We start from the raw sequence: 19,498 nt of genomic DNA, 5'->3' as shown, positions 1-19,498 counted from the left end.
TGTGCAATGACAGGACAGCCCATGCACGATTCGGGTGATGGCATCTGGGACGATGGTGAATGGATCAGTTGGGGCTGGATCAACCAGCAGCTCTACCAGCAGGAGTTAGAAGCGGCGTATCCAGCAGCCACCCTGGAGACTGTTGAGGTTTTTGAGGATCTGGTGGACTCTGCGATGCGATATCACCAGACGACAGGCCGGTACTTGCAGATTTGGGGAGAACTGGGCGAACTCTATGCCGAGATCAAATACGGACTCAGGCGGCATGCCCCGGGCACGAAAGGGTCGGATGGACGCCTCGGCGATGACTGGATTGAGGTTAAGACGATATCGCCCGAGAAAACGGACAACAAGGTTCTTGTAAAGCGCGCTGGTAACTTTAATAAACTGCTTGTGGTTAAGATAGACGAAGCGTTCGGCTTCGAGTCGCGACTGATTGACCGTTCGGCGCTCAAGGGTCGCAAGGCGAAACACATGCGCTTTTCTTGGGAAAATTCCGATGGTGACGCCGAGTAAGCGGGACGCCATATGATGGTCGTGATCGGCTGGACAGTGACTATCGCCACGGCTTTCTATGCAGCCTGGTTAGCACTTGCCTTCTTTGTCGCCGTGCCTCCTCTGGAGTATTTCTTAACCCGTATGGCCCTGGTATGTGTAGCCTTTACGGGAGGGTCGTATTTAAGAAATATGCGGCCGGGCTAAACGAATCGCCCTGACGCTCTGTTTTTGCCAGCTATTGCAGGGGGTAGCTCGATACTTGATACTGTCATCGATGTCTTTTGGGGCATCTGTGACCGACCAATTGGAGCTGAATCATGCCCGGAAAATTTGTGCTAAAGCAAACACGTAACAAGAAGTTTATGTTTAACCTGAAAGCGACCAACGGCCAGATTATTTTGACCAGTGAGCGCTATGAGTCCAAGAAAGCGGCGGAGAATGGTATTAAATCCGTACGCAAGAATGCCGCAAACGATAAGCGTTTCGAGCGAAAAGAGTCTCGCAAAAAGGAGCCTTACTTCGTTCTGAAAGCGGCCAACGGCGAATCCATCGGCAAGAGCGAAATGTACAAAGCTAATCAGGGCCGAGAAAATGGCATCAAGTCCGTAGCGAAGAACGCGCCGGATGCTGTGCTGGTCGACGAGACTGCCTGATCTAAGCTGAGCGGCAAGGAGGCTGCTCAACGCCAGTCCAGTCGGTTCCATCCTTACAGCTGACATAGTGATTGGAGGTGTATTGTGCATCGTGTATTCAATCTGCTCATACTAGTTTTCGTAAGCGTCTCTACTTACGCGCAAAATCCTTTTATTGTCCGCCCGACAGTCGTGGACTGCGTCCATTTAAGAGATCACCCGTCAACGGACGGCGCTATTTTGGGCTGTCTGACGGCCAATACAAAAGTGCTGGTGACAGACTCGGTCCCTTTTTGGCGGCGCGTTGAACTGGAAGATAGTTCGAGTGGCTGGATAGCAAAAAAATTCATCATCCCTGACGAGGGGCCCACATCGCCAGAGACCGATCTAGTGCTCGAAGTGCACTTTGTAGACGTGGGACAGGGAGATGGCATTTGGATTCATACCCCGGATGACGGTATCGACGGGAATGGCGAATTCGAGGGTCTGAATATTGTGATTGATGGGGGCTTGGACTCCAGTGACCATAACAACGCGATGTTGCACTACCTACGTGACCAGGCCCACCACTTGGCTGTGCTGGACGCGCTCATAGTGACGCACCCTCATATCGACCACTACCGGGGCGCGGAGGGATTAACGCGCCATTTTCAGGTTGAGCAATACATCGATCCTGGAATGCCGGTGAATAAGGCGGGCTACAATGCCTTTATCGCTTCGTTCTCGCAACCCGATCACCACGTAAAGTCCACGCTGCGAGGCCAGGATATCCTGGGACCGTTGGACTGGGGCGAGGAACTCGAGGTTGAAATACTGCATTCCTGGGTTGGCACGAATGACGGGATGGGGAGCGATGAGGGCACACGTATCAATAACAGCTCCATCGTTATCAGATTAAGGTTCGGCGACCAGACCTTTTTGTTTATGGGGGATGCCGAGGGAAAGAGTCGCACCGACTCGCCCTCCCAACCTAAATACGCGGAGAAGGTGCTCCTGGAAGCGGGTGCGGATTTGGACGCTACGATCCTCAAAATAGCGCACCATGGAAGTGAAACCTCGAGCACAACGCCCTTTATCGAAGCCGTCACCCCGGATGTGGTCGTCGTGCAAAGTGGCAGGAAATGCTATAGCGGCCGGCATATTCCTGACATGTCCACGCTGGAGCGCTACTGCGACAGCAATGCTGATACGGTTTTTCTGCGCACTGATCATGGAGATGAGGCATTTCATGACCACCGTTCCTCTATTAATGGCGATCACGTGGTCATCAGGACGGATGGCTTATCACTCGAGATCGAAGGACAACAGACGACTTGCGCCACATTGCCGACCGCGGCACCCATGCCTCAATGCTGATTCAGTCCGTCAAATGTTTTGCGTAGTTGACGCTTCACGCGATGTTGTGGAACCTCCCAGAACCCGTTGATTAACCTGCTATTCGACGGGTTCGAAGACATCGCGTATATCGAAAATCCGCGCTGCCCCGGCAATTGTGCGAAGATTGCGCATGGCAGTTTCCATTCCGCTGAATTTGACCAGACCGATTTCGACTTCATTGCAACGATCTGGGTGGCACCAGTAATTGTCGCTTGAGTAGGTAGCATGCCGCCTGCAGACGAAGGGCCGGGCGTGGTAGATGGTACAGCGCTGATCTTTGAGAAACGGGCAGTCGCCTACGCCCTCCCGTACAATAAGTGTTGTCGATCGGGTAACTCCTGTTTCAGCTTCTATGTACGCAATCTCTAATTCCGAGAGTGAGACAGGCTTGCGGCAACAATCGCCACAACCGGATCCGCAAGCTGTGAACCGGGAAGTGTGCTCGGACAACTCATCGAACAGCGCATAGAGGTGGCGCAGCTTCTCCAAAGGGGCACTTTCAGCGTGCTTAAGTGTTTCAGGAATGCGCTCTTCCTTGTCTGCCAAAGGCTGAGGTAGCGCTTTCGTCATTCTGTTGATTTGACGTTTGGCGAGCCTACGATCCTGCTTCAGCTTGGCCACCTCTTTCTTACTTAGCGATGTCGATGTTTTCATTGCCGGCTGTATTTCTGCAGGATGAGCGCCAGATTTTCTGCGTCACGAGAATCCAGGTCAACAAAGAGGGCGGGATCAATGTCCAGTTGCATGCCCAGGGAAGAGCCTTGCACATAGCCGTGAGGACGTAGTGTGCTCCAGAGTGCCGTGAGTGCGGTATCGTCAGTGATAAGTGCAGGCGGATCGATAAAGAGGCCCGTCGCCAATGCGGCCACTTCAAAGTGTCGCAGATCGGAAAGGGCGTTGTGCGCCATCATCTCACTATAATTCTGCTTTGGCTTCAACAGCGCATGACCGATGGAGTACTTCGCCTTTTCTGAAGAGCGGTAGTGCGAGGAGAAGACACAGAGCATGACGATGGAGAACGGCTGGAGATCTTTGTCTATCGCTAGCGCCAGAATCTCGTCAAAGATGGATCTGCGTTGCCCCCGCGCGACGGTGTTCGCCAGGTATTTCGGGCAAACCTCTTGCAGAAATTCACTTTCCTTTTCCTGCCGGACGCGGGTTGCCTGGATCTCCGTGTTAATAGCCTCATAGGTATTCTGGTCGAATGGTACGGTCCGAGCCTTCGGGAAAATTCCGGCCAGCGTCGCCCTGGCGTTATCGAGGGCATGGCGGATATCAGAAAACGATGGTATCTGACCCTTGTCGCCCTCCCATGCGATCGGCAGCGGATTCAGTAAGACCGAGGGCCGGTCGAGATGCTGGCACCACCACTCGATCCGTTCCAGCCTGGCGTTACTACGCCCCGCGTGTAGTTGTTCAAGCAGGCTGAGGATATTCCTATCGATGAGGAAGTTGTGTACGGGGGAGAGTGCCAGAGGTACCCAACCGCCCGGGACCAGTACGTGGGGCTTAGGCAGGTAGTTAAATTGGGTGGTGGCTCGCAAAACCGCCGACCCCTCCACTACCCGCCCATTTTCTTGCAGTGCTTTGCCACGAATGACTAGAGGCACAGCTGCATTTGTGTCTGACTGGATATCCAAGAGCGCACTTAATCCGAATGGCTCGATGGTCGCCTGGCCTATATCGAGGTTCTGACTCGTGTCCTGCTCTATAACGGGTATGGTGTCTCCTTGCACGACAATCTCCATTTCTGCCCCAGCGCTCATGATACTGGCAGGGCCTCCCATAACGTAAGAAACCTTACCTATTTTTTGCCGAAATATCGGATTAAGCTGATTTCACTTGGTGGTCACTTTCAGTGGCATTAAGTAGCAGGGACACCCTGCATCTCACGCTGGGACACCCAGCAGAGTGCCTGTAAAGGCATTCGAACGTTCCAACCCGTCGGGTAGCTTATCCGTCGGGTGATGCTATTCGACGTTTTTCCCATAGGAGAAGCATATGAATAGCATCACGAACGTCGTAAAAGTGAAGTATGGCCTGAACGATGAGCCAGAACCCCTCTTCCAGTGCCCGGTGGTCGTAGACCCCAAGGTACTCAAGGTTCTTCAAGGAACCACGAAGCGGGTTGATTCGATCGTCAGTGAAGCTGCGAGTGCAGTGGAGCTGGTGAGCCGATTCGAAGCTGCGCGGTATGTGGATTTCGCACCGCGCCTGGACCTGGCAGTGGGTGAATTGCCGATCGCCATGCGGGTACAGCTGGTTCGGGGCCGTGTCGGTAAGGTGGCGCGGATTGATTTTTCAGACGCGGATCGGAGGCTAAGCCAATGACCGAGGACGATAAAGCAATCCAGGAGGACATCGCCGAACTCAAAAGGCGCAAGCTTCGCGCAGAGACCCTGCAGGTCGAACGCGATATTGTGTTGAATGAGCGACGCCATTTCCTCGAATGGTTACGAACCATTGCCATAGCAGGTGCTACCGCCGCAACGATCATCAAGGTCTTCGGTGGAGCGTAACGGTGAAGTGGATGAAACCAGATAGCGATGCAAAGCGTGCGATGTCATTACCCGTTTACGCGGGTCTGACTTTGCTCGCATCTGCACTGGTGGCGACATTGATCCTGTACGTGTTGGCCTGACAACTACACTTACTTCACGGCAAGTCAGCTTGCCGCTCTGAAAGGAACCCCTCGGGGTTCCTTTCGTTTTTTAGGGCTTCCCGCTCAAAGTAAATTGCGCTGCATATCGCCGTTTCTGTATATATAACCAGTATGCCAGCGCTCCGCCGAAAACTCAATTACCGCAACATCGTCCTGCACGACGAACCGTCCCGAGAGACGATCGGGGTGGCTACCCGGGAGGGCGACTATCGCTACCTGCCCTGGTTGGGTTTCATCGAATTGCGACTGGCCAGACGAATACCCGGTGCCCGGCCGGTCAAGCTTCAGGCCGAGGCCGTCAGTCCCACCGAAGGACTTTCCAGTGACTGGCGAACATTGGAAGCCGGCGAACATGTGCAGGGCTGTCTGCTCGGCCGCGGCGTTTTCGGTGTATTAAATAAGGGATTTCCGCGCATTGTTTGACCTGATATACCCTCGTTAGGGAGCTCCTTAACGTAAGAAACATTACGATTGACTCTGTATTTATAGGGTTTTAATGTAAAAACCACTTAGTGGCTACTCTCAGTAGCATTAAGTTCGCAGGGACACCCTGCATCTTTCCCCATTTGGGTTTCGACCCATTTGGGGAAGAAGCCTACATGGGATTAATTGACGTTAAGGAGATTAACCATGTCGAAGTACCTGAATGTGTTTGTACAAGAGAAGTTCGAGTCTAATGGCGAGGAGAAGAGCAACTACACGAAAGTGGGTGTTGCCTTTCCCCACGACAAGGGCGACGGGCTTAACCTGAAAATCACCCCTGGGATTTCGGTCTCGGGTGACCTGGTTTTGTTCCCGCCCAAAGCTGACGAGAACAGCTAGGCTTCGCTGAAAACCCCGGACTAAACACCCGGGGTTTTCTTTTTGACAGTTTTCGCCGTACGGCATCACCCCGATGGGATTCGTCCCATCGGCGTATCTCATCTCTACTTAGAGCGAGATATGAAAATGGATGCATTTAACTATGATTCACAGGACGAGGTGATCGCTGCCGCGATCAGGTTTGTGGAAGAAAGAGCGACCTACACAACAGAAACGTTACAAAGCCCGCGCGCGTCGAAGGATATCCTGCGTCTGCGTATCGGTGACAAGGAGCGTGAGATCTTTTGTGTGCTCTATCTCAATAACCAGCATCAGCTGCTTAAGGTAGATGAGCTCTTTATGGGAACGATAGATGGCGCTGCTGTCTACCCGAGGGAGATTGCCAAGGCTGCGCTTGCGCATAATGCCGCGGCCGTGATCCTGGGCCATAACCACCCGTCGGGCATTACCGAACCCAGTTCGGCGGATCGACGTATCACAGAGCGTATCGTCAGTGCGCTCGGCCTATTGGACATTCGTGTTCTTGACCATGTGATCGTCTCTACCAACAGTACGTTCAGCTTTGCTGAAGAGGGACTGCTGTAGACTGTTATCTGGCGACAATCACTCTGCCAAAGGAACCTGCTCGGTTCCTTTTTTTTGCGCGAGATCCGAGCGCAAAAAAGCCGCCCGGAGGGCGGCAAGCGAGATAGCCTGTCGAAGCTATGTGGAAAACGGGTTGGCGAGTTACTCGACTATGCTTTCTCTGCTGCGCGTATTTGTCGGATTTGCGCCAGAAGCGTGTCCACGACACCCTCGATGGCTTTACGATCGATCGCTGACCGGAACGCGTCGGGTGAACCCATTGCGAGGGTGTCGAGTTCGGCGAGCGCCTCGCTCGCCTCGCCGAGACGGAATGGATCGGTGCCACGCATCTGGCGCTGCGCGGCCTGGGAATCACTGTCATCTAGCAAGGCTAAGGCGATAGAGGCTTCCATGGAAAATTCTCCTAGATAATGGGGGCCGAAGCCCCCGCTTGTAGATTTTAGGTGGATTAGAATTGTTCGGGTATCCAGATCGCCTTGGAATCGTCTTTGGATTTAGGTTTCTCGCTGAAACGCTCATCCAGACTGTCCACAATGGCCGACTTCTTGGCATCGTCATGCCAGTCTGTCCACTCCTGCCCGATCACGGGACCGAACTGCTCGAGCAATTGCGGCTTGGTCAGTCTGCCAAAGTAGTTGTTCGCGTTGGGGCGCCAGTAGCTGGAGAAGTCCACACCCAGCAGGTCCACAAGGGCATCCTGTTCTGGCTTGCCCCGCACCCCGATACGCAGGGTCTGCGCCACCGCATAGGCCACCAGCTTGTCCTTGGCTTTTCTCGGTAATGCGATAAAAGCCGCCAGTCGTTCGGCGTTGTCCTCAATCGTCAGCCAGTCCATGGACAGCCCGCTGCGATCCGACAGCGCATCAAAGGCCTTGCCCGCCTCGGTATCACCCCGGCTGGACTCTGATTTGACCACGGTGAAGCTGGCATCCATCAGCTCCTTGCCTTCCCAAAAAGACTCGGACAACACCTGCAAGCACAGGGAATAATGCAGAACATCCAGCGCGACAGCCGGTTTGGCCAGCAAGGTCGCCTTCGTGGCCTGCTGCCGGTATTGCCCCAGATCGTTGACCAGTGCCTGAGTCAGCTCCTTCTTGCTGGTGTCCTGGGCTTGGCCGCCCTCCCCTGCACCACTGCCCGAGTCTGCGCTCTTGGCCTTGGGCAGGTCTTTTTTGCGCGCCCAGCCCCGGAGAATCTCCAGCTTGCCGGCGTTGTCGAAGGTGACGATACAACCGGCGTAGGCCTGCTGTTCCTCGGTGTACTGCAGGTACCCATCGCGCTTGTCTTCCAACTCGCCTGATTCTTGCTGTGCCGCCTCTATGGCGGCATAGAAGGCGTCTTCATCGTCAAAGCCTTCGGCCAATTTTTCATCGTAATACATGTCCTCCCACTCACTGATCTGCTTATCCAGCGCCTCGATTTCCTGTATGAGATCATCAGGGACACCAACAAGCTCGGCTTGCAGTTGGTGCAGGCCTTCCAGCGATTGGTGACGATCCATGGCCGTTTCAATCCACGACCACCCGCTCTCTTCCTTGGCCAGTTTAGTGGCTGCTCGATCCAGCTTGGCTTGGGCCAGTTCACAGACCAGTGCCGAATCACAGAGATAGAAGGTATCTTCGAATAAGTCCCCTGCTCCCGCGCCACCGGCTTTCAGATAGGCAGCCTTACCGACAAACGCACCGATGCCCCGCCGTGCATCCACCGCCTCGCCCAACAGCCAGCTTTTCACCGCATGGGGCCACAGCCGTCCGGACAGTTCCTTGTAGCAGGCCAATTGCCGCTCGTGGTCGTCAGAGACGGTAAACGCCATCAGGCATTCCAGGTTAATCCCGCCCTTGCGGTAATCTTCCAGTAGCTTGGGGGCAACCCGCCCCAGTTTCAGGCGCTTCTCCACCACCAGCTTGGTCACCCCGAACTTAGCGGCGATGTCCTCCACCGGAACCCCCTGCCCCACCAGCTCGGCGAAGGCCTCGTACTGGTCAGCAGGATGCATGGCTTCCTGCCCCACATTCTCTGCCAGCGATATCTCGGTGATATCGGCGTCCTTGTCCTTCACCCGACACTCGACTTCGAAGTCCTTCGCGATAGCGTCGCTTTTGGCCAGGTCCTGCAGGGCACGCAGACGCCTGCCCCCTGCCACTACGCCGAACTTGCCCCTACCCTCGGGCACCACCACCAGATTCTGAAGCACACCCTGACTGGCGATACTCGCCATCAGTCGTTTGTGCGCGTCACGATCTGGGGAAGTCTTACGGACATTGCGTTTGGAGACTGTCAGCTTGGACAGTGGAATCATTTGAGTTGTCATAATCGTATCTCGCTCTATTCAGTTTGTTGGTTTTTCAACCCCCATCCCTCTGGGGGCGAAGACCCCCAAACAGCGAGCGAGTATGCGAGTGAGCCAGCAGCTGGCTTGGACGTGTCCAGGCAGGGGGAACCGCCCGGCCTGCAGGGAGAGAACGCAGTGACCGAGCGAAGGTGGGGGGATGCCTGGACTAAGGCCAAACGGGTGCTAATCTATGCCCCTCCCCAGAGGGATAGTTTCGCCACCGGAAGCGCACTGATGTCAGACAACACTACTCGACCGACACACCTGGAGGTCTCCAGTCATTTCTTGCACGATGCATTGGATTTCAAGATGCGGTATCGCCACTGTGCATTGACTGATGAAGCACCCAGTTTCATGCATATCAAGTCTCGACGTTGTAAGTGCTTCATCGATCTAAGAATGAGTGTTGAGGCCGTACTAAAGAGCCTTGTCGCCTACTCTGTTCTGGCTGACTACAGCGGTAAGAAGCTGGTTAAGGAGGTCGAAGGCTATGGCCATCGCGTCGATCGACTTTGGGGACACCTGATAGAGCACCTGCCCAACGAGCTCGTCGTTACGGGCAGCCCCCTCATCGACCGGCTTGCCGAATTGCCGGTGGGATTGCGCTATCGATTCGATGCGTGGGATTTTGAAGGTGGTCGCGAGGCTCTATATGAGGAAACCGTTGGCAGTGACGTATGGATGTCCGGGTTATATGGCTTCCTGGACTCGATGATCGACGTGCACAACAAGCAGCTCGCTACTCACTCGCGCATGGTAACGATGGCAGATATCAAAGAGAGGCTGTCTGAGCCCGAGTTCAGGCGTTACCGGGAGTGAAGTGGTCAGTAGAGCTTACTTCTTATGGATAAACCTGCCAGACCGAGGATCCCGAGACACGGCTTTATCATTGATCCGCCGTATCCCAACACCCCGCTTTTTGGCGATGTCTTTAGCCTGGGCACCCGTCTCCCTCGCGTGCAATCTCAGCGATGCTTGCTCGGATGGTGTCAACATCCGGGGAGTTGAGGAGGTATCGTGCTTCACTTTCTGTAAGAAGCGCGAAACCGTATCCGAATACCTCACTCCACCAGTCTTCAAGGGCTGCATGTTTGGCTCTCAGGTCCTGCAGGGTTTGTGGCTCGACCACTAGTGTAGCAGATCGGCGCTGGCCGGTCAGCGCTACCAGACCAACCACATGGCCGCCCTGGGATGCTATATGACCACGGATATTGGCTAACGTGCCGCCTTGCCCCACAAAGTCATCCACAATCAGGTAGTCTCCGGGACCGACCTCGCCGGCAAATAGCGGTGGCGTCGCCAGTCGATGGTAGCCACTGGAACCCGTGTGACTGACCCGGTTTGCCTGGAGGATGTCGTAGTTCACGGGCAGATCAAACGCGGTACCAATGTATTGCGCCAGCGCGGTAGGGATCACATTCACCGAGTTTGACTCCACGGCATGCACCGGAATGATCACGGGTGTTGTTCGTTTGATCAACATGGACACCCGGCGCAGCGCGCCGCGGCGCCCCATCAAACCGTCGATGGTGACATCGCGGATTCAATATCGCCGGTCTTGGCGGCCCGGTAGTCGGGGTGTTGCTTGGTCAGAGGCTCACTCGCGAGAATAGCCACCGGCGGAGTATCGCCCCAGGGGGTTCGATTGGGTTGTCTGTCGGCGGCGAGTAAGTGCATGTCGGCGACAGTGTAACGGACTGGCTACCCCACTCCAATGAAACACCTGGCATTCGACAGCGATGAATTCTCGCACCCGGGATACGCAGGGCTCAGTCCCGCAGGGATGCAGCGAGAGCGGAATCCGGAGCAGCCCGAGCAGGTGCCCTACTCCACCGGATCATCTAGCTTTATATAGAAGGCAGCCGCACCAGACGTCCTATTTTTCATCCTCCCCATTGAATAGCCTCCTCCCGGATGACGGGAGCTATATACCCGCCCACCCTGCCGGCTATTCACCGCATGCAGAGCAATTGCAGCAGGTAAACACACGCTGTAAAATAAACCGTTCCGCGCGGAACGGTATTGTTAATATGAAAGGGCAACCTAGCAAAGCCAGCAACAACGAACGGCGAAACAGGTTAATCAAGTTGCTGGCCCCAGCCATGCAAAACATCGAACGTGCGCAGATCAGGCGGGCTCCTTACGCGATCTCCCCTGAAATCCCAGATGCTCAACAAAACGCCCTGATCGACCATGCACTTGAGCTAGGCGGACCTCCCGGCCCTGTCATTGCTCGAAAAATAGCCACTACGGAAGGCCACACGGTGGAAGTCCTGGTGGGCTGGGAACGACTGGAGGCCTTTGTCCACAAAGATGCCTATCCCCACTCCCCAAATATTCCCCTGGGGCTCATCGAGTGCAATAACAGCGATGCGGCTTTCTACGCCATTGAATACGCTGCCCAGGACCAGAAAGCGGCCGGCCTGGTGACCTCTCCCCTGCTCTACGCGGCCGCGGCCCAGACCGCCATCGAGCATTTCTCAAAACCCGACCAGAGATGGAAGATTCAGACCCTGGCTAACGCCCTGTGCATCAACCGCACCACCCTCTCCAACCGACTCCGGCTGCTCAAAGGGCTGCAACCACGCACACGGGAACTGCTACAACAAGGCCTGCTTACACAATGGGACGCCAAAACCCTGCTGGCCGAGCCCTCCCCTGAACGCCAGGAACGCCTGGCAGCCCAGGCCAGCAAGGGGATGATGTCCACCCGCACCCTGTATGAGCTGGTTCACCCGGATTACGAGCGGCCCAAGAAAGTAGCGAACCCCAGAGGCCAGAAAAAACACCGTTTGGGCGACCTGGGCCTCATGGAACGGGCTCTATCGGAGAGCTTCGGAACCCCCACCACTATCGCCCTGGATGGCGGACACCAGAAAGGCTATGTGGAGATGCCCTTTCACAGCTTGTCGGAGCTGAAGGGCCTGCTGGAAAAGCTGGATAGACAGATAGAAACGGACCCGCTATTGCGGGGCACCTTAACGATGAAAGTCGATAACAAACGGGAAACCAATGCCCTGCTGCTGGAGTTGGGCGCAAACACCGATCCTCAGCTGGACTGAACGCCCAGCGGGAACATATCCGGCTGCGTACTGGTTTTTATAAAGAACTTGATGCCCGAGACGCTGCGGCCTTTTTTCACCGGCTCCCAGGACACCTCAAGATCCGTCTTGCTGTTAACCTCTGACACCGCTTTATCCAGAACCTTACGCCGAAAATCCGTGAAGCGCGGGTGCGAATCCTTGGTGGCCAGCAGGCTGCGTAGTTCATCCAGGGATATCTGGCGAATACCGGACTGGCGGAACTGGTTGGTCAATTCATACAGGCGAATACTGGCAAACGACCGTAGCCCCTTGATGTGCAAGATACGCAGGGTAGAAAACACCGGCATAGAACCGCACAGGTAAGGCATCAGATCGTGGTGCAAATGCACGGTCACCCGCCCTTCCCTTTCATGGTATTCAGCGCCCGTAATCCAGTTGCGCCAGGACTTCTTTCGGGCATCATTCTGGATCCAGAAGCGCTTGCCTTGCAGCGCCTCAACAGAGTCTTTGAGATCACGGTACGGATTCAATCGCTCACCCCAGGTTTCGGTCCACTGCTGGGCGGTAATGTCGACAGAGAATGGCCGCGGTTGCTTCGACAGAGGCACCTCGGGATTTACATGGGAAATTGCTGTCAGCAATAACTGCTTAGGCCGCACATCCATTCGCTGTACCGCATGGATCAGTTCATAATCCTGCGTCACCGACTTCTGCGGTTTTGGCTCCAAGTACCCCATAGGTGACATCCGTTATTCTTAATGGCACCAATATAGATTGATCGCACTGGCAAGGCAATCCCTGGGACGAACGACATAATAGGGCACCTTTAGTAGAAACGCCCCGAAATACGGTTAATCGGAAGCCAAAACTGGCAGGAACAAAGGTGCCATAAAGCGTCGTTAGGTCAAAAATTGGACCATTAGGGGAGCGACCAGTGGTTAAAATTACAACGACGCTTTGGGGCACCTTTAACGACAAGACGTGTCACCCTTACGACATTCCTGGGCACCTTTAACGACACATCAGGGCACCTTTACAACCGCCCTCCTCCCGCAAACCCTTGCTATATAAGGCTTTCGGGGCTTGTGGATAACTTCCAATAACAAGATTAAATAACAGGGTTTAATAACAAAGATAAATACAACTGTATCTATCAGGGGAAAAATTAGTGTCCGAAGAAGGATTTCAGCCACGTCATGCTACAAAAACCTTAACGTAAGAAACTTGAACTTAAATGGCGAGTTTATTTGTGATTAAATGAAAATAATTCACCATTAAGAGAAAAATACGGAGCCAACAATGTTTTCCCCAGGAATCGAGCAACTCGAAGAGATCATTACCAAGTGTGAAGACACTCTGGAAGTGCTCAAAGATCATGGTATGTCACCCAAGCTGGAGAAGCAGCTGGAGCGTCACTTCAGTGTGGCAGAAGCTGAGACAATGGTACAGCGATCCCGTACCACCCTATCCCGCCAGGAAAGCGACCCAAACCGCCCTGTCATCCCCGCACGCCATGAGAAATCCGGCCGGGTCAAAGGCTACACCCTGGAACAAATCAACGAGCTCAGGGACATCTTCGGTACCTCGCCCCGACGCAAGCCAGGACAAAGCTGCAAGGTCCTCTCAATGCAGAGCTTTAAAGGCGGCGTCGCTAAGTCCGTAAGTACAGTGTATTTTGCCCAGTACCTGGCGATCCGCGGCTACCGGGTATTGATCGTCGATTGTGATCCCCAGGCCTCCGCCACCAGCAGCTTCGGCTACATCCCCGATCATGCCTTCACCGAAAAAGACACGATGGCACTGTATATCGACGGCACTAAGGACTCCATTGACTACGCGATCAAGCAAACCTACTTCCCGGGTATCGACCTGGTGCCCTCCTGTCTGCCCTGGTACGAGGTGGAGTTCGGGTTATTCAATGCCGTGACCCACGCCGAGACACCAGAAGAGCGGCTGTCGTACTACCAGGAACTGCGGGAAGGCATCCGTACGGTTGAAGCGAATTACGATATTGTGTTGATGGACAGCCCCCCTGCCCTGGGCATGATTTCAATTAACATCCTGGCTGCTGCGGACGCTGTTGTGGTGCCGACACCGCCAAGTCTCTATGACTTTGCTTCCACCGCGCAGTATTTCAAGATGGTCAAACGCGTGGTGGAATCGATCACCCCAGGTAAGAAATTCGACTTCATCAAGGTCATGCCAACCAAAGTGGAGAAAAACAAAGGCCGCCAGATGGACTTCCTTGACATCATGCGCGACCGATTCGGCATGTCCATGCTGCGTAGCATCTTCTCATCGACGTCACAGATACCCAACGCAGCGAGCCTATACCAAACCCTATACGATCTACCCAAAGGCGAACGCGACAATGCGGTCATGGACATGCTCGATGAGGTGTTCGGAGAGATCGAAGGACTCATAAGGAAATCCTGGGAGGATCAAGCGTCATGAAAAAGCCTAAGTTGTCAGAACTGGTCAAAAGCAATACGCGTGGTTCCGAAGCTCCGACCCAAAAAGTGCAGACGCCTTCAGATCCTGTCATTCCAGCGGTCGATGCCGTCCAGGGCACAAATACCGCCATCCAGCGCACCTTGAAGTACAAAGAGATCGATCCGGGGAAATGTCGCCCCTGGGCTCACCACAACCGCCCGGACGCCTGGCTGACCCCGGATGCCTGTAGCTCGCTGATCGAATCCATTCGCAAGGAAGGGCAACAGGAGCTGGGCCTGGTACGGGAAGTGAAGGGCGAGGAGGGCATCGATTACGAAGTCATCTTCGGTATGCGTCGATGCTATGCGGCCTCGCAAATTGATGGCGCCAAGTTCAAGGCCAGAGTCACCGACGCCAGCGACCAGGAATGCGCGTTGCTGATGCACGTCGAGAACGAAGAGTCAGAGGACATCAGCGAATTTGAAAAAGCGCTGTCCTTCGATGAACTCATCCGCGCCGGGGTCTTCAAGACACAAACAGAACTGGCAGACTCATTGAGGGTCAAGAAACCGTACATCTCCAAACTGATGAAAGCGGCGCGTTTGTTTCACGTCGACGAGGTGAGGGAACTGCTCAAACCCCACACGCGAGAGTTGAGCACTCAGAAAGCTCTCGAACTGCAGGTCTTACTCGAGGACAAGAAGTCAGCCAGCAAGGTGATCAACAAGGCGCTTGAACTTGGAAGCGAGGAGGGCGTCGCATTGCCGCGCATTCTGACCGAGCTAAAGGCCGCGGCGGCGACCAGGGCCAGCAAGCCGAGCGCCAAAGAAAAGGTCTACTTCAAGCACGGCAGTAAGCGACTGGTGACTACAACGAGCCGGCCCAATGGCAAACTGACCCTGACCATCGAAGCGGACTTTGCGAAAAGGGCAGGGGACAAGGCAGAATCGATCCTCAATGAGGCGGTCAGGGACATGCTGGCCACCACTGCAGAGAGTTAACCAATGGTTAACACTCATAACATATTGATTTAAAAGGATATTATGGATTCTCTCCAGCAGAAACAGCCGCAAGAAAGCCTCGGAGTAGCTGAAAACGGGGCAGGGTGGAGCGTCTTGAATAGCGCAGAGGCCTCTAAGGGCGCTCAGGAGCGCCCTCGGCCAACTAGCACGCCGATGACGCCAGGGATCGCTACGTGCCCCTGAGGCGTTTTCTGGCTCGCCTGAAGGGTAGGGGAGGACGGGGCGCTACCTCATTCCCCGCTGGCCGCTCCAAGGCCAGCAGGGCCCTAGAACTCAATCAGGCGATCTCGGGCCTGTGGGAAGCGGAGGCCACTCACGACCGCCGGGCTTTCGAAGAAAACATCGTTCCGGTCTACGTCGCTCTGTTGTCTGCCTTGAAGAAAGTCCAGCAAGATACTGAGGCCGAGGCGACAGTGATCGCGCTGCTGAACAACACCACGGCCGCTTGCCATTATCGTTGGTCATTGCGCTTGCCCCTCAAGCGCCCGGGCAGCGATTACCGCAAATACGAGATCGTCTATACCTACGCGCTGATCACTGCCATGGCCGTTGACTGCCTGCTGGCCCACGATGGCGATGACCAAACATTGCCGGCGAGCGCCGCCGCACGCATCCTCACCGCAGATGGTCTTGCACGACTGCAGGAAGATGCGATGGTGTGGGAAGACTGGCTGGGCTTCTTCGAGCACTCGGAGATCGGCGGTCTCTACGCCGCGGCCATCCGCGACAAACAGTGGGCCCAACAGAGACCCCAGGCCCAGGCTGAAAACGTGGCAAGCGAACCGGGCAGTGAGGCCGCTCAGCCGGGCCCTGGCACGCGTATGAAGCAACCCGCTGAAAGCAAACCAGCTCCGGGCTCGGGAAGGGCCATGTTGGCCGCGCTGCGCGAAGGCCTCCAGGATGGTTCACTGTCCTTTAACCAGCCTCGGGATGCGGTGCAGGTCGATCGCGATGGACGAACCTTCCTGGAATATCCGGCAGCCTTCGAGTGGTGCATTGAGCGCCTGGCATTGGACGCCGATGTGAAGCGGGTGAAGAACCGCTTCGATCGCCTGAAGGTGTATAAGCGCACTTCTGAAGGGCGCCAGCTCTTTCGCGGGAAATTGCGCCAGCGCGATCCTCGGGTTAGGGGCTATGTGCTGGAAGACGCCTCAGTGCTGTGGTCAGATCCGCCGCCAGTGGGGCGCTTTGTCATTGAGAATCTGACCACCCTGGATTGAGTGATTGGCCCCGAAGTTATCCACAGCTCGGGTCGGCTCAAAATCACGAACGACATAGTAGGGCACCTTTCGCGGGAGGGTTTGGTTTGGCTTGCTGTCGACCATGAACAGGGTATGGAGGGTAGCGCGGGGACTCGGGTGCAACGCCCAGTCAGGCTTTGGCCTGAGGGCACGCCCTGGCGTCACTACGGGTGAGGCACGAACCCCAATTAGGGGTAGTGACGCCAGACGCCTGGCGTGCCAATAGCCCCGGTTCCCGGGGCCTTGCGGGCGTGTGACGCCCGAAAATGGCATGACAAACAAGTGATGCCCAAAAATTCACCATTGACTACCTCAAAAAAGTCGCCATAGAATGGCGGCGCAGACTGGCTACTGTAAGTAGCATCTCGCAGCAGGGACACCCTGCATCTTGTCAGCCGTTTGGCGACTGACAACGTCGGCTCCGCCGACGCACACCCGGAGGGTAGAAGCGTTCACCCAATGGGTGCGCGCTTCTGCCTGCAATGCATGTTCATCGCACAGAAGAGGAGGAAAAGACGCTAAAAGGTACATCGGCGCTGCACCGATAATCGCAGCAAAACCGCTGTCCAGGGTATAGCCCAGACCGCAATGAGGTGACCGATTCCCAACAGGTGAACACACCTCTGCCTGATGGTTCAGGCAACAAGAAAACGCTTTCAGCTCGTTCCCTGCCTGGCAGGAACAAGCGTCGCTATGACGACCTTGTGAGCATGAAAACTTACCGAACGGATCAGTACGAAGAATAAATCCGGTCGGACAGCGGCGTGAAAACGGAGGACACATTACGCCAACAATCGGGTGAAAAAACAGTGGTTGTTGGCGGCGAAAATAGGCATCTAAGTGAGGCAGGGGAGAGGCGATTGCGTGATCTCAATTTCGGGCTGAAAAAGCTCGTTTTCGATAGCCGGGAAGGATCTCACTCCACCCAGGCAACACGCCATGCCATCCTCCAGCAAACGGCCAATACGCTCCACGATTTGGGCTACCGCAAGATGCAACCGGCAGGCCTGAAACCGAAACACGTGGAAGCGCTTGTCGCACATTGGCAGGCCCAGGAGTTGACTCCAGGCACCATTAAAAATCGGCTTTCCCACGTTCGCTGGTGGGCGGATAAAGTGGGTAAACCGGCCGTCGTTGCCAGGAGTAATGATCACTACCACATAGAGCGTCGCGTTTATGTCACGGGTGAAGATAAGACCCGGTCTCTGGATGCGGAGCGCCTCGAAAAGGTCACTGACCACCACACAAGATACTCGCTGAAGTTGCAGGAAAGCTTCGGCCTACGTCGGGAAGAGGCGATCAAATTCAGCCCCAGCTACGCGGACAAGGGGGAAAAAATTGTCCTCAAGGCGAGCTGGACTAAAGGGGGCAAGGCGCGAGAAATTCCAGTACGCACCGCGGCGCAGCGACAGCTGCTTGATGAAGTGCGCGCCTTCGCCGGCGGCGGCGCATTGATCCCTTCGAACAAGAACTACTACCAGCAGATGCGCACCTACGAGCGTAACACCAGTAAGGCGGGGTTGGACAAGAACCACGGTCTTCGCCATGCCTATGCCCATACCCGTTATGAAGATTTAACCGGCCGGCCATGTCCCGCCGCCGGCGGTCCCAATCGCCGCGAACTCAGTCCACAAGAGCGGGAAAAAGACGAGATAGCGCGGCAGGCGATCAGCCGCGAGTTAGGGCATGAGCGCCTGAGTATTGTGGCTGTGTACTGCGGTTAGGGGAGGGTGCGGGACTACGCACAAACTTCTACACTGTGATGAAAATAATGATCAGGATGATAGTGATCTGTGAGCAAGGAAGGCAGGAAGGTCCACATCAATTCGTTGCAAAGGCGGTTCAATCTGCCTCCCCATACGCCCTTTAACCCCATAGCATCCCAACCGCTGAACAGTCATATCTGGCCATCTGGCTCCCTCCATCCCGCGGACTCCTCAGGCTGAGTTGAAGCCATGCGCTTGTCCACCGAGAACAACAATTAGTGCTGGGCCCATGGAGACATAGGATTCGTCGAGCCGCTGCAAAAGTGGCATTGGTCTGCTGCGCTACCCTGATATTTGTCTCCAGTGCCTCGGCCGATGTCACCATTCATGGCGGTAAAGCGGCTTACCGAGAACGCCTGGCTGCGCTTCTGGAAGAGCATTGGAGCGCAGACCAGCTTGGCCGGGTAAATCTCGCCATTACTGTGGGACTAGCAGGACTAGCCGAGTTCTGTGAGAAAGATAGAGAGACACCCGTTCTCGCCACCTACCTGTATCAGAGCCGCTTTGCCGATATTGCTGCCAGCTGTAGTCAGCCTGTGGTCCCGATCTTCGCAGACACACCATTGTCCTCCATGGGGCGTCTTGCTGAGGCTCTCTTTCCTGGCGTAGAGACAGCCATGCTGTCGGGTGGATTTGCTAAAGATCAAGCCAAGCCTGAGCACGTTCCTCATATACTGCTGCCCGTTCCGCCGGAGGGGGTCGCTAAGGGCCTGGGCCGGCTCATTGACGAAGGACGTTGGGGCGTCTTACTTCTACCACTGGATTCCAGGATCTTTAAGGCGACCGATTACCGGCTCTCTCTAGAAACACTTTTCCGCCATCGGAAACCCGCAATTGTCTCCATCCACTCCCTACTTAATCAGGGAGCTGCCGCGGCCACTTATTACAAACCCGAGCAGCTTGAAGAAGCTGTTGTTCGCTCCATCGAGCACTTGATGCAGAGCGGCGAACTCGTCGGCAAGCAGCCCGACCGAGTCAGCGTGGATATCAACAAAACCGTACTTCGGAATTTGTACGGAAGGGTAATCACCGAAGAAGAACTGCACGCATTGGAAGCGGAGGTCAACGGTGGCTAGGAAACGAC

Annotated in this window: 21 protein-coding genes; 15 read left to right on the top strand and 6 right to left on the bottom strand. The window is 55.2% G+C overall.

Annotated features, from left to right (window positions below; genetic code table 11):
* The first annotated feature begins 21 nt into the window (after positions 1 to 21).
* From C0039_RS15415 to C0039_RS15405, 3 genes are all read left to right on the top strand, one after another.
* Entirely contained in the window at positions 22 to 516 is a 495-nt protein-coding gene (locus C0039_RS15415; protein WP_243391632.1) for a hypothetical protein, read from the top strand.
* 299 nt (positions 517 to 815) lie between these two features.
* Entirely contained in the window at positions 816 to 1,151 is a 336-nt protein-coding gene (locus tag C0039_RS15410) for a YegP family protein (protein ID WP_101518573.1), read from the top strand.
* A gap of 252 nt (positions 1,152 to 1,403) precedes the next feature.
* A complete protein-coding gene (locus C0039_RS15405; RefSeq protein ID WP_243391631.1) occupies positions 1,404 to 2,486 on the top strand; it encodes a ComEC/Rec2 family competence protein in 1,083 nt (360 codons plus the stop codon).
* Positions 2,487 to 2,564: 78 nt separating this feature from the next.
* On the opposite strand, the gene C0039_RS15400 is transcribed toward C0039_RS15405, so the two are convergent.
* Together C0039_RS15400 and C0039_RS15395 are read right to left on the bottom strand one after the other, a co-directional pair.
* Positions 2,565 to 3,161 (bottom strand): YkgJ family cysteine cluster protein, encoded by a 597-nt coding sequence (locus tag C0039_RS15400; RefSeq protein ID WP_101518571.1) that lies wholly within the window; start codon positions 3,159 to 3,161, stop codon positions 2,565 to 2,567.
* Positions 3,158 to 4,273, bottom strand: coding sequence for a hypothetical protein (locus C0039_RS15395; RefSeq protein WP_133126023.1), 1,116 nt, complete (start codon positions 4,271 to 4,273; stop codon positions 3,158 to 3,160). Before C0039_RS15395 ends, C0039_RS15400 begins: the two co-directional genes overlap by 4 nt.
* A gap of 235 nt (positions 4,274 to 4,508) precedes the next feature.
* Here C0039_RS15395 and C0039_RS15390 point away from each other — a divergent pair, with 235 nt between their 5' ends.
* The 5 genes from C0039_RS15390 (at position 4,509) to C0039_RS15370 (ending at position 6,576) form a co-directional block, all read left to right on the top strand.
* Complete coding sequence (locus C0039_RS15390; protein ID WP_101518569.1) at positions 4,509 to 4,838, top strand: hypothetical protein; 330 nt, start codon at positions 4,509 to 4,511, stop codon at positions 4,836 to 4,838.
* Positions 4,835 to 5,026, top strand: coding sequence for a hypothetical protein (locus C0039_RS15385; RefSeq protein WP_101518568.1), 192 nt, complete (start codon positions 4,835 to 4,837; stop codon positions 5,024 to 5,026). Before C0039_RS15390 ends, C0039_RS15385 begins: the two co-directional genes overlap by 4 nt.
* Before the next feature lie 254 nt (positions 5,027 to 5,280).
* The gene (locus tag C0039_RS15380; protein WP_101518567.1) at positions 5,281 to 5,592 is read left to right on the top strand and encodes a hypothetical protein; all 312 of its coding nucleotides are present in this window, start codon (positions 5,281 to 5,283) and stop codon (positions 5,590 to 5,592) included.
* A 207-nt stretch (positions 5,593 to 5,799) separates the two neighbouring features.
* Complete coding sequence (locus C0039_RS15375) at positions 5,800 to 5,991, top strand: hypothetical protein (protein WP_101518566.1); 192 nt, start codon at positions 5,800 to 5,802, stop codon at positions 5,989 to 5,991.
* Between the two features lie 120 nt (positions 5,992 to 6,111).
* Positions 6,112 to 6,576, top strand: a complete 465-nt coding sequence (locus tag C0039_RS15370) for a JAB domain-containing protein (RefSeq protein WP_101518565.1) — start codon at positions 6,112 to 6,114, stop codon at positions 6,574 to 6,576.
* A gap of 149 nt (positions 6,577 to 6,725) precedes the next feature.
* Here C0039_RS15370 and C0039_RS15365 read toward each other — a convergent pair whose 3' ends face one another.
* Positions 6,726 to 6,968, bottom strand: a complete 243-nt coding sequence (locus C0039_RS15365; protein WP_101518564.1) for a hypothetical protein — start codon at positions 6,966 to 6,968, stop codon at positions 6,726 to 6,728.
* A gap of 56 nt (positions 6,969 to 7,024) precedes the next feature.
* Positions 7,025 to 8,887 carry a ParB/RepB/Spo0J family partition protein gene (locus tag C0039_RS15360; protein WP_101518563.1) on the bottom strand — a complete coding sequence of 621 codons (1,863 nt, stop codon included), beginning with the start codon at positions 8,885 to 8,887 and terminating at the stop codon, positions 7,025 to 7,027.
* A 255-nt stretch (positions 8,888 to 9,142) separates the two neighbouring features.
* Between C0039_RS15360 and C0039_RS15355 the strand changes: the two genes are divergently transcribed.
* The gene (locus C0039_RS15355; protein WP_133126022.1) at positions 9,143 to 9,727 is read left to right on the top strand and encodes a hypothetical protein; all 585 of its coding nucleotides are present in this window, start codon (positions 9,143 to 9,145) and stop codon (positions 9,725 to 9,727) included.
* Positions 9,728 to 9,839: 112 nt separating this feature from the next.
* On the opposite strand, the gene C0039_RS15350 is transcribed toward C0039_RS15355, so the two are convergent.
* Positions 9,840 to 10,391, bottom strand: coding sequence for a phosphoribosyltransferase (locus C0039_RS15350; protein WP_133126021.1), 552 nt, complete (start codon positions 10,389 to 10,391; stop codon positions 9,840 to 9,842).
* Between the two features lie 547 nt (positions 10,392 to 10,938).
* On the opposite strand from C0039_RS15350, the gene C0039_RS15345 reads away from it, so the two are divergent.
* Entirely contained in the window at positions 10,939 to 11,970 is a 1,032-nt protein-coding gene (locus tag C0039_RS15345) for a ParB/RepB/Spo0J family partition protein (protein WP_165787155.1), read from the top strand.
* Here C0039_RS15345 and C0039_RS15340 read toward each other — a convergent pair.
* Positions 11,958 to 12,689 carry a replication initiation protein gene (locus C0039_RS15340; RefSeq protein WP_165787154.1) on the bottom strand — a complete coding sequence of 244 codons (732 nt, stop codon included), beginning with the start codon at positions 12,687 to 12,689 and terminating at the stop codon, positions 11,958 to 11,960. The two genes, C0039_RS15345 and C0039_RS15340, sit on opposite strands and share 13 nt — an antisense overlap.
* A 562-nt stretch (positions 12,690 to 13,251) precedes the next feature.
* Between C0039_RS15340 and C0039_RS15335 the strand changes: the two genes are divergently transcribed.
* The 5 genes from C0039_RS15335 to C0039_RS15315 all read left to right on the top strand — a co-directional run bounded on the left by C0039_RS15335 (position 13,252) and on the right by C0039_RS15315 (position 19,490).
* Complete coding sequence (locus C0039_RS15335; protein WP_101518558.1) at positions 13,252 to 14,406, top strand: AAA family ATPase; 1,155 nt, start codon at positions 13,252 to 13,254, stop codon at positions 14,404 to 14,406.
* A complete protein-coding gene (locus C0039_RS15330; RefSeq protein WP_101518557.1) occupies positions 14,403 to 15,386 on the top strand; it encodes a ParB/RepB/Spo0J family partition protein in 984 nt (327 codons plus the stop codon). Before C0039_RS15335 ends, C0039_RS15330 begins: the two co-directional genes overlap by 4 nt.
* Positions 15,387 to 15,580: 194 nt before the next feature.
* A complete protein-coding gene (locus C0039_RS15325; RefSeq protein ID WP_101518556.1) occupies positions 15,581 to 16,627 on the top strand; it encodes a hypothetical protein in 1,047 nt (348 codons plus the stop codon).
* A gap of 881 nt (positions 16,628 to 17,508) precedes the next feature.
* A complete protein-coding gene (locus tag C0039_RS15320; protein ID WP_101518555.1) occupies positions 17,509 to 18,372 on the top strand; it encodes a phage integrase N-terminal domain-containing protein in 864 nt (287 codons plus the stop codon).
* Positions 18,373 to 18,677: 305 nt separating this feature from the next.
* Entirely contained in the window at positions 18,678 to 19,490 is an 813-nt protein-coding gene (locus C0039_RS15315) for a hypothetical protein (protein WP_133126019.1), read from the top strand.
* Positions 19,491 to 19,498: the final 8 nt, after the last annotated feature.

This window comes from Pseudohalioglobus lutimaris (genome assembly GCF_002866825.1).
In the GTDB taxonomy this organism is placed as follows: Bacteria; Pseudomonadota; Gammaproteobacteria; order Pseudomonadales; family Halieaceae; genus Halioglobus; species Halioglobus lutimaris.
Note: the sequence above shows the minus strand (reverse complement) of the source record. Positions and strands in the feature narration are given on the sequence as shown.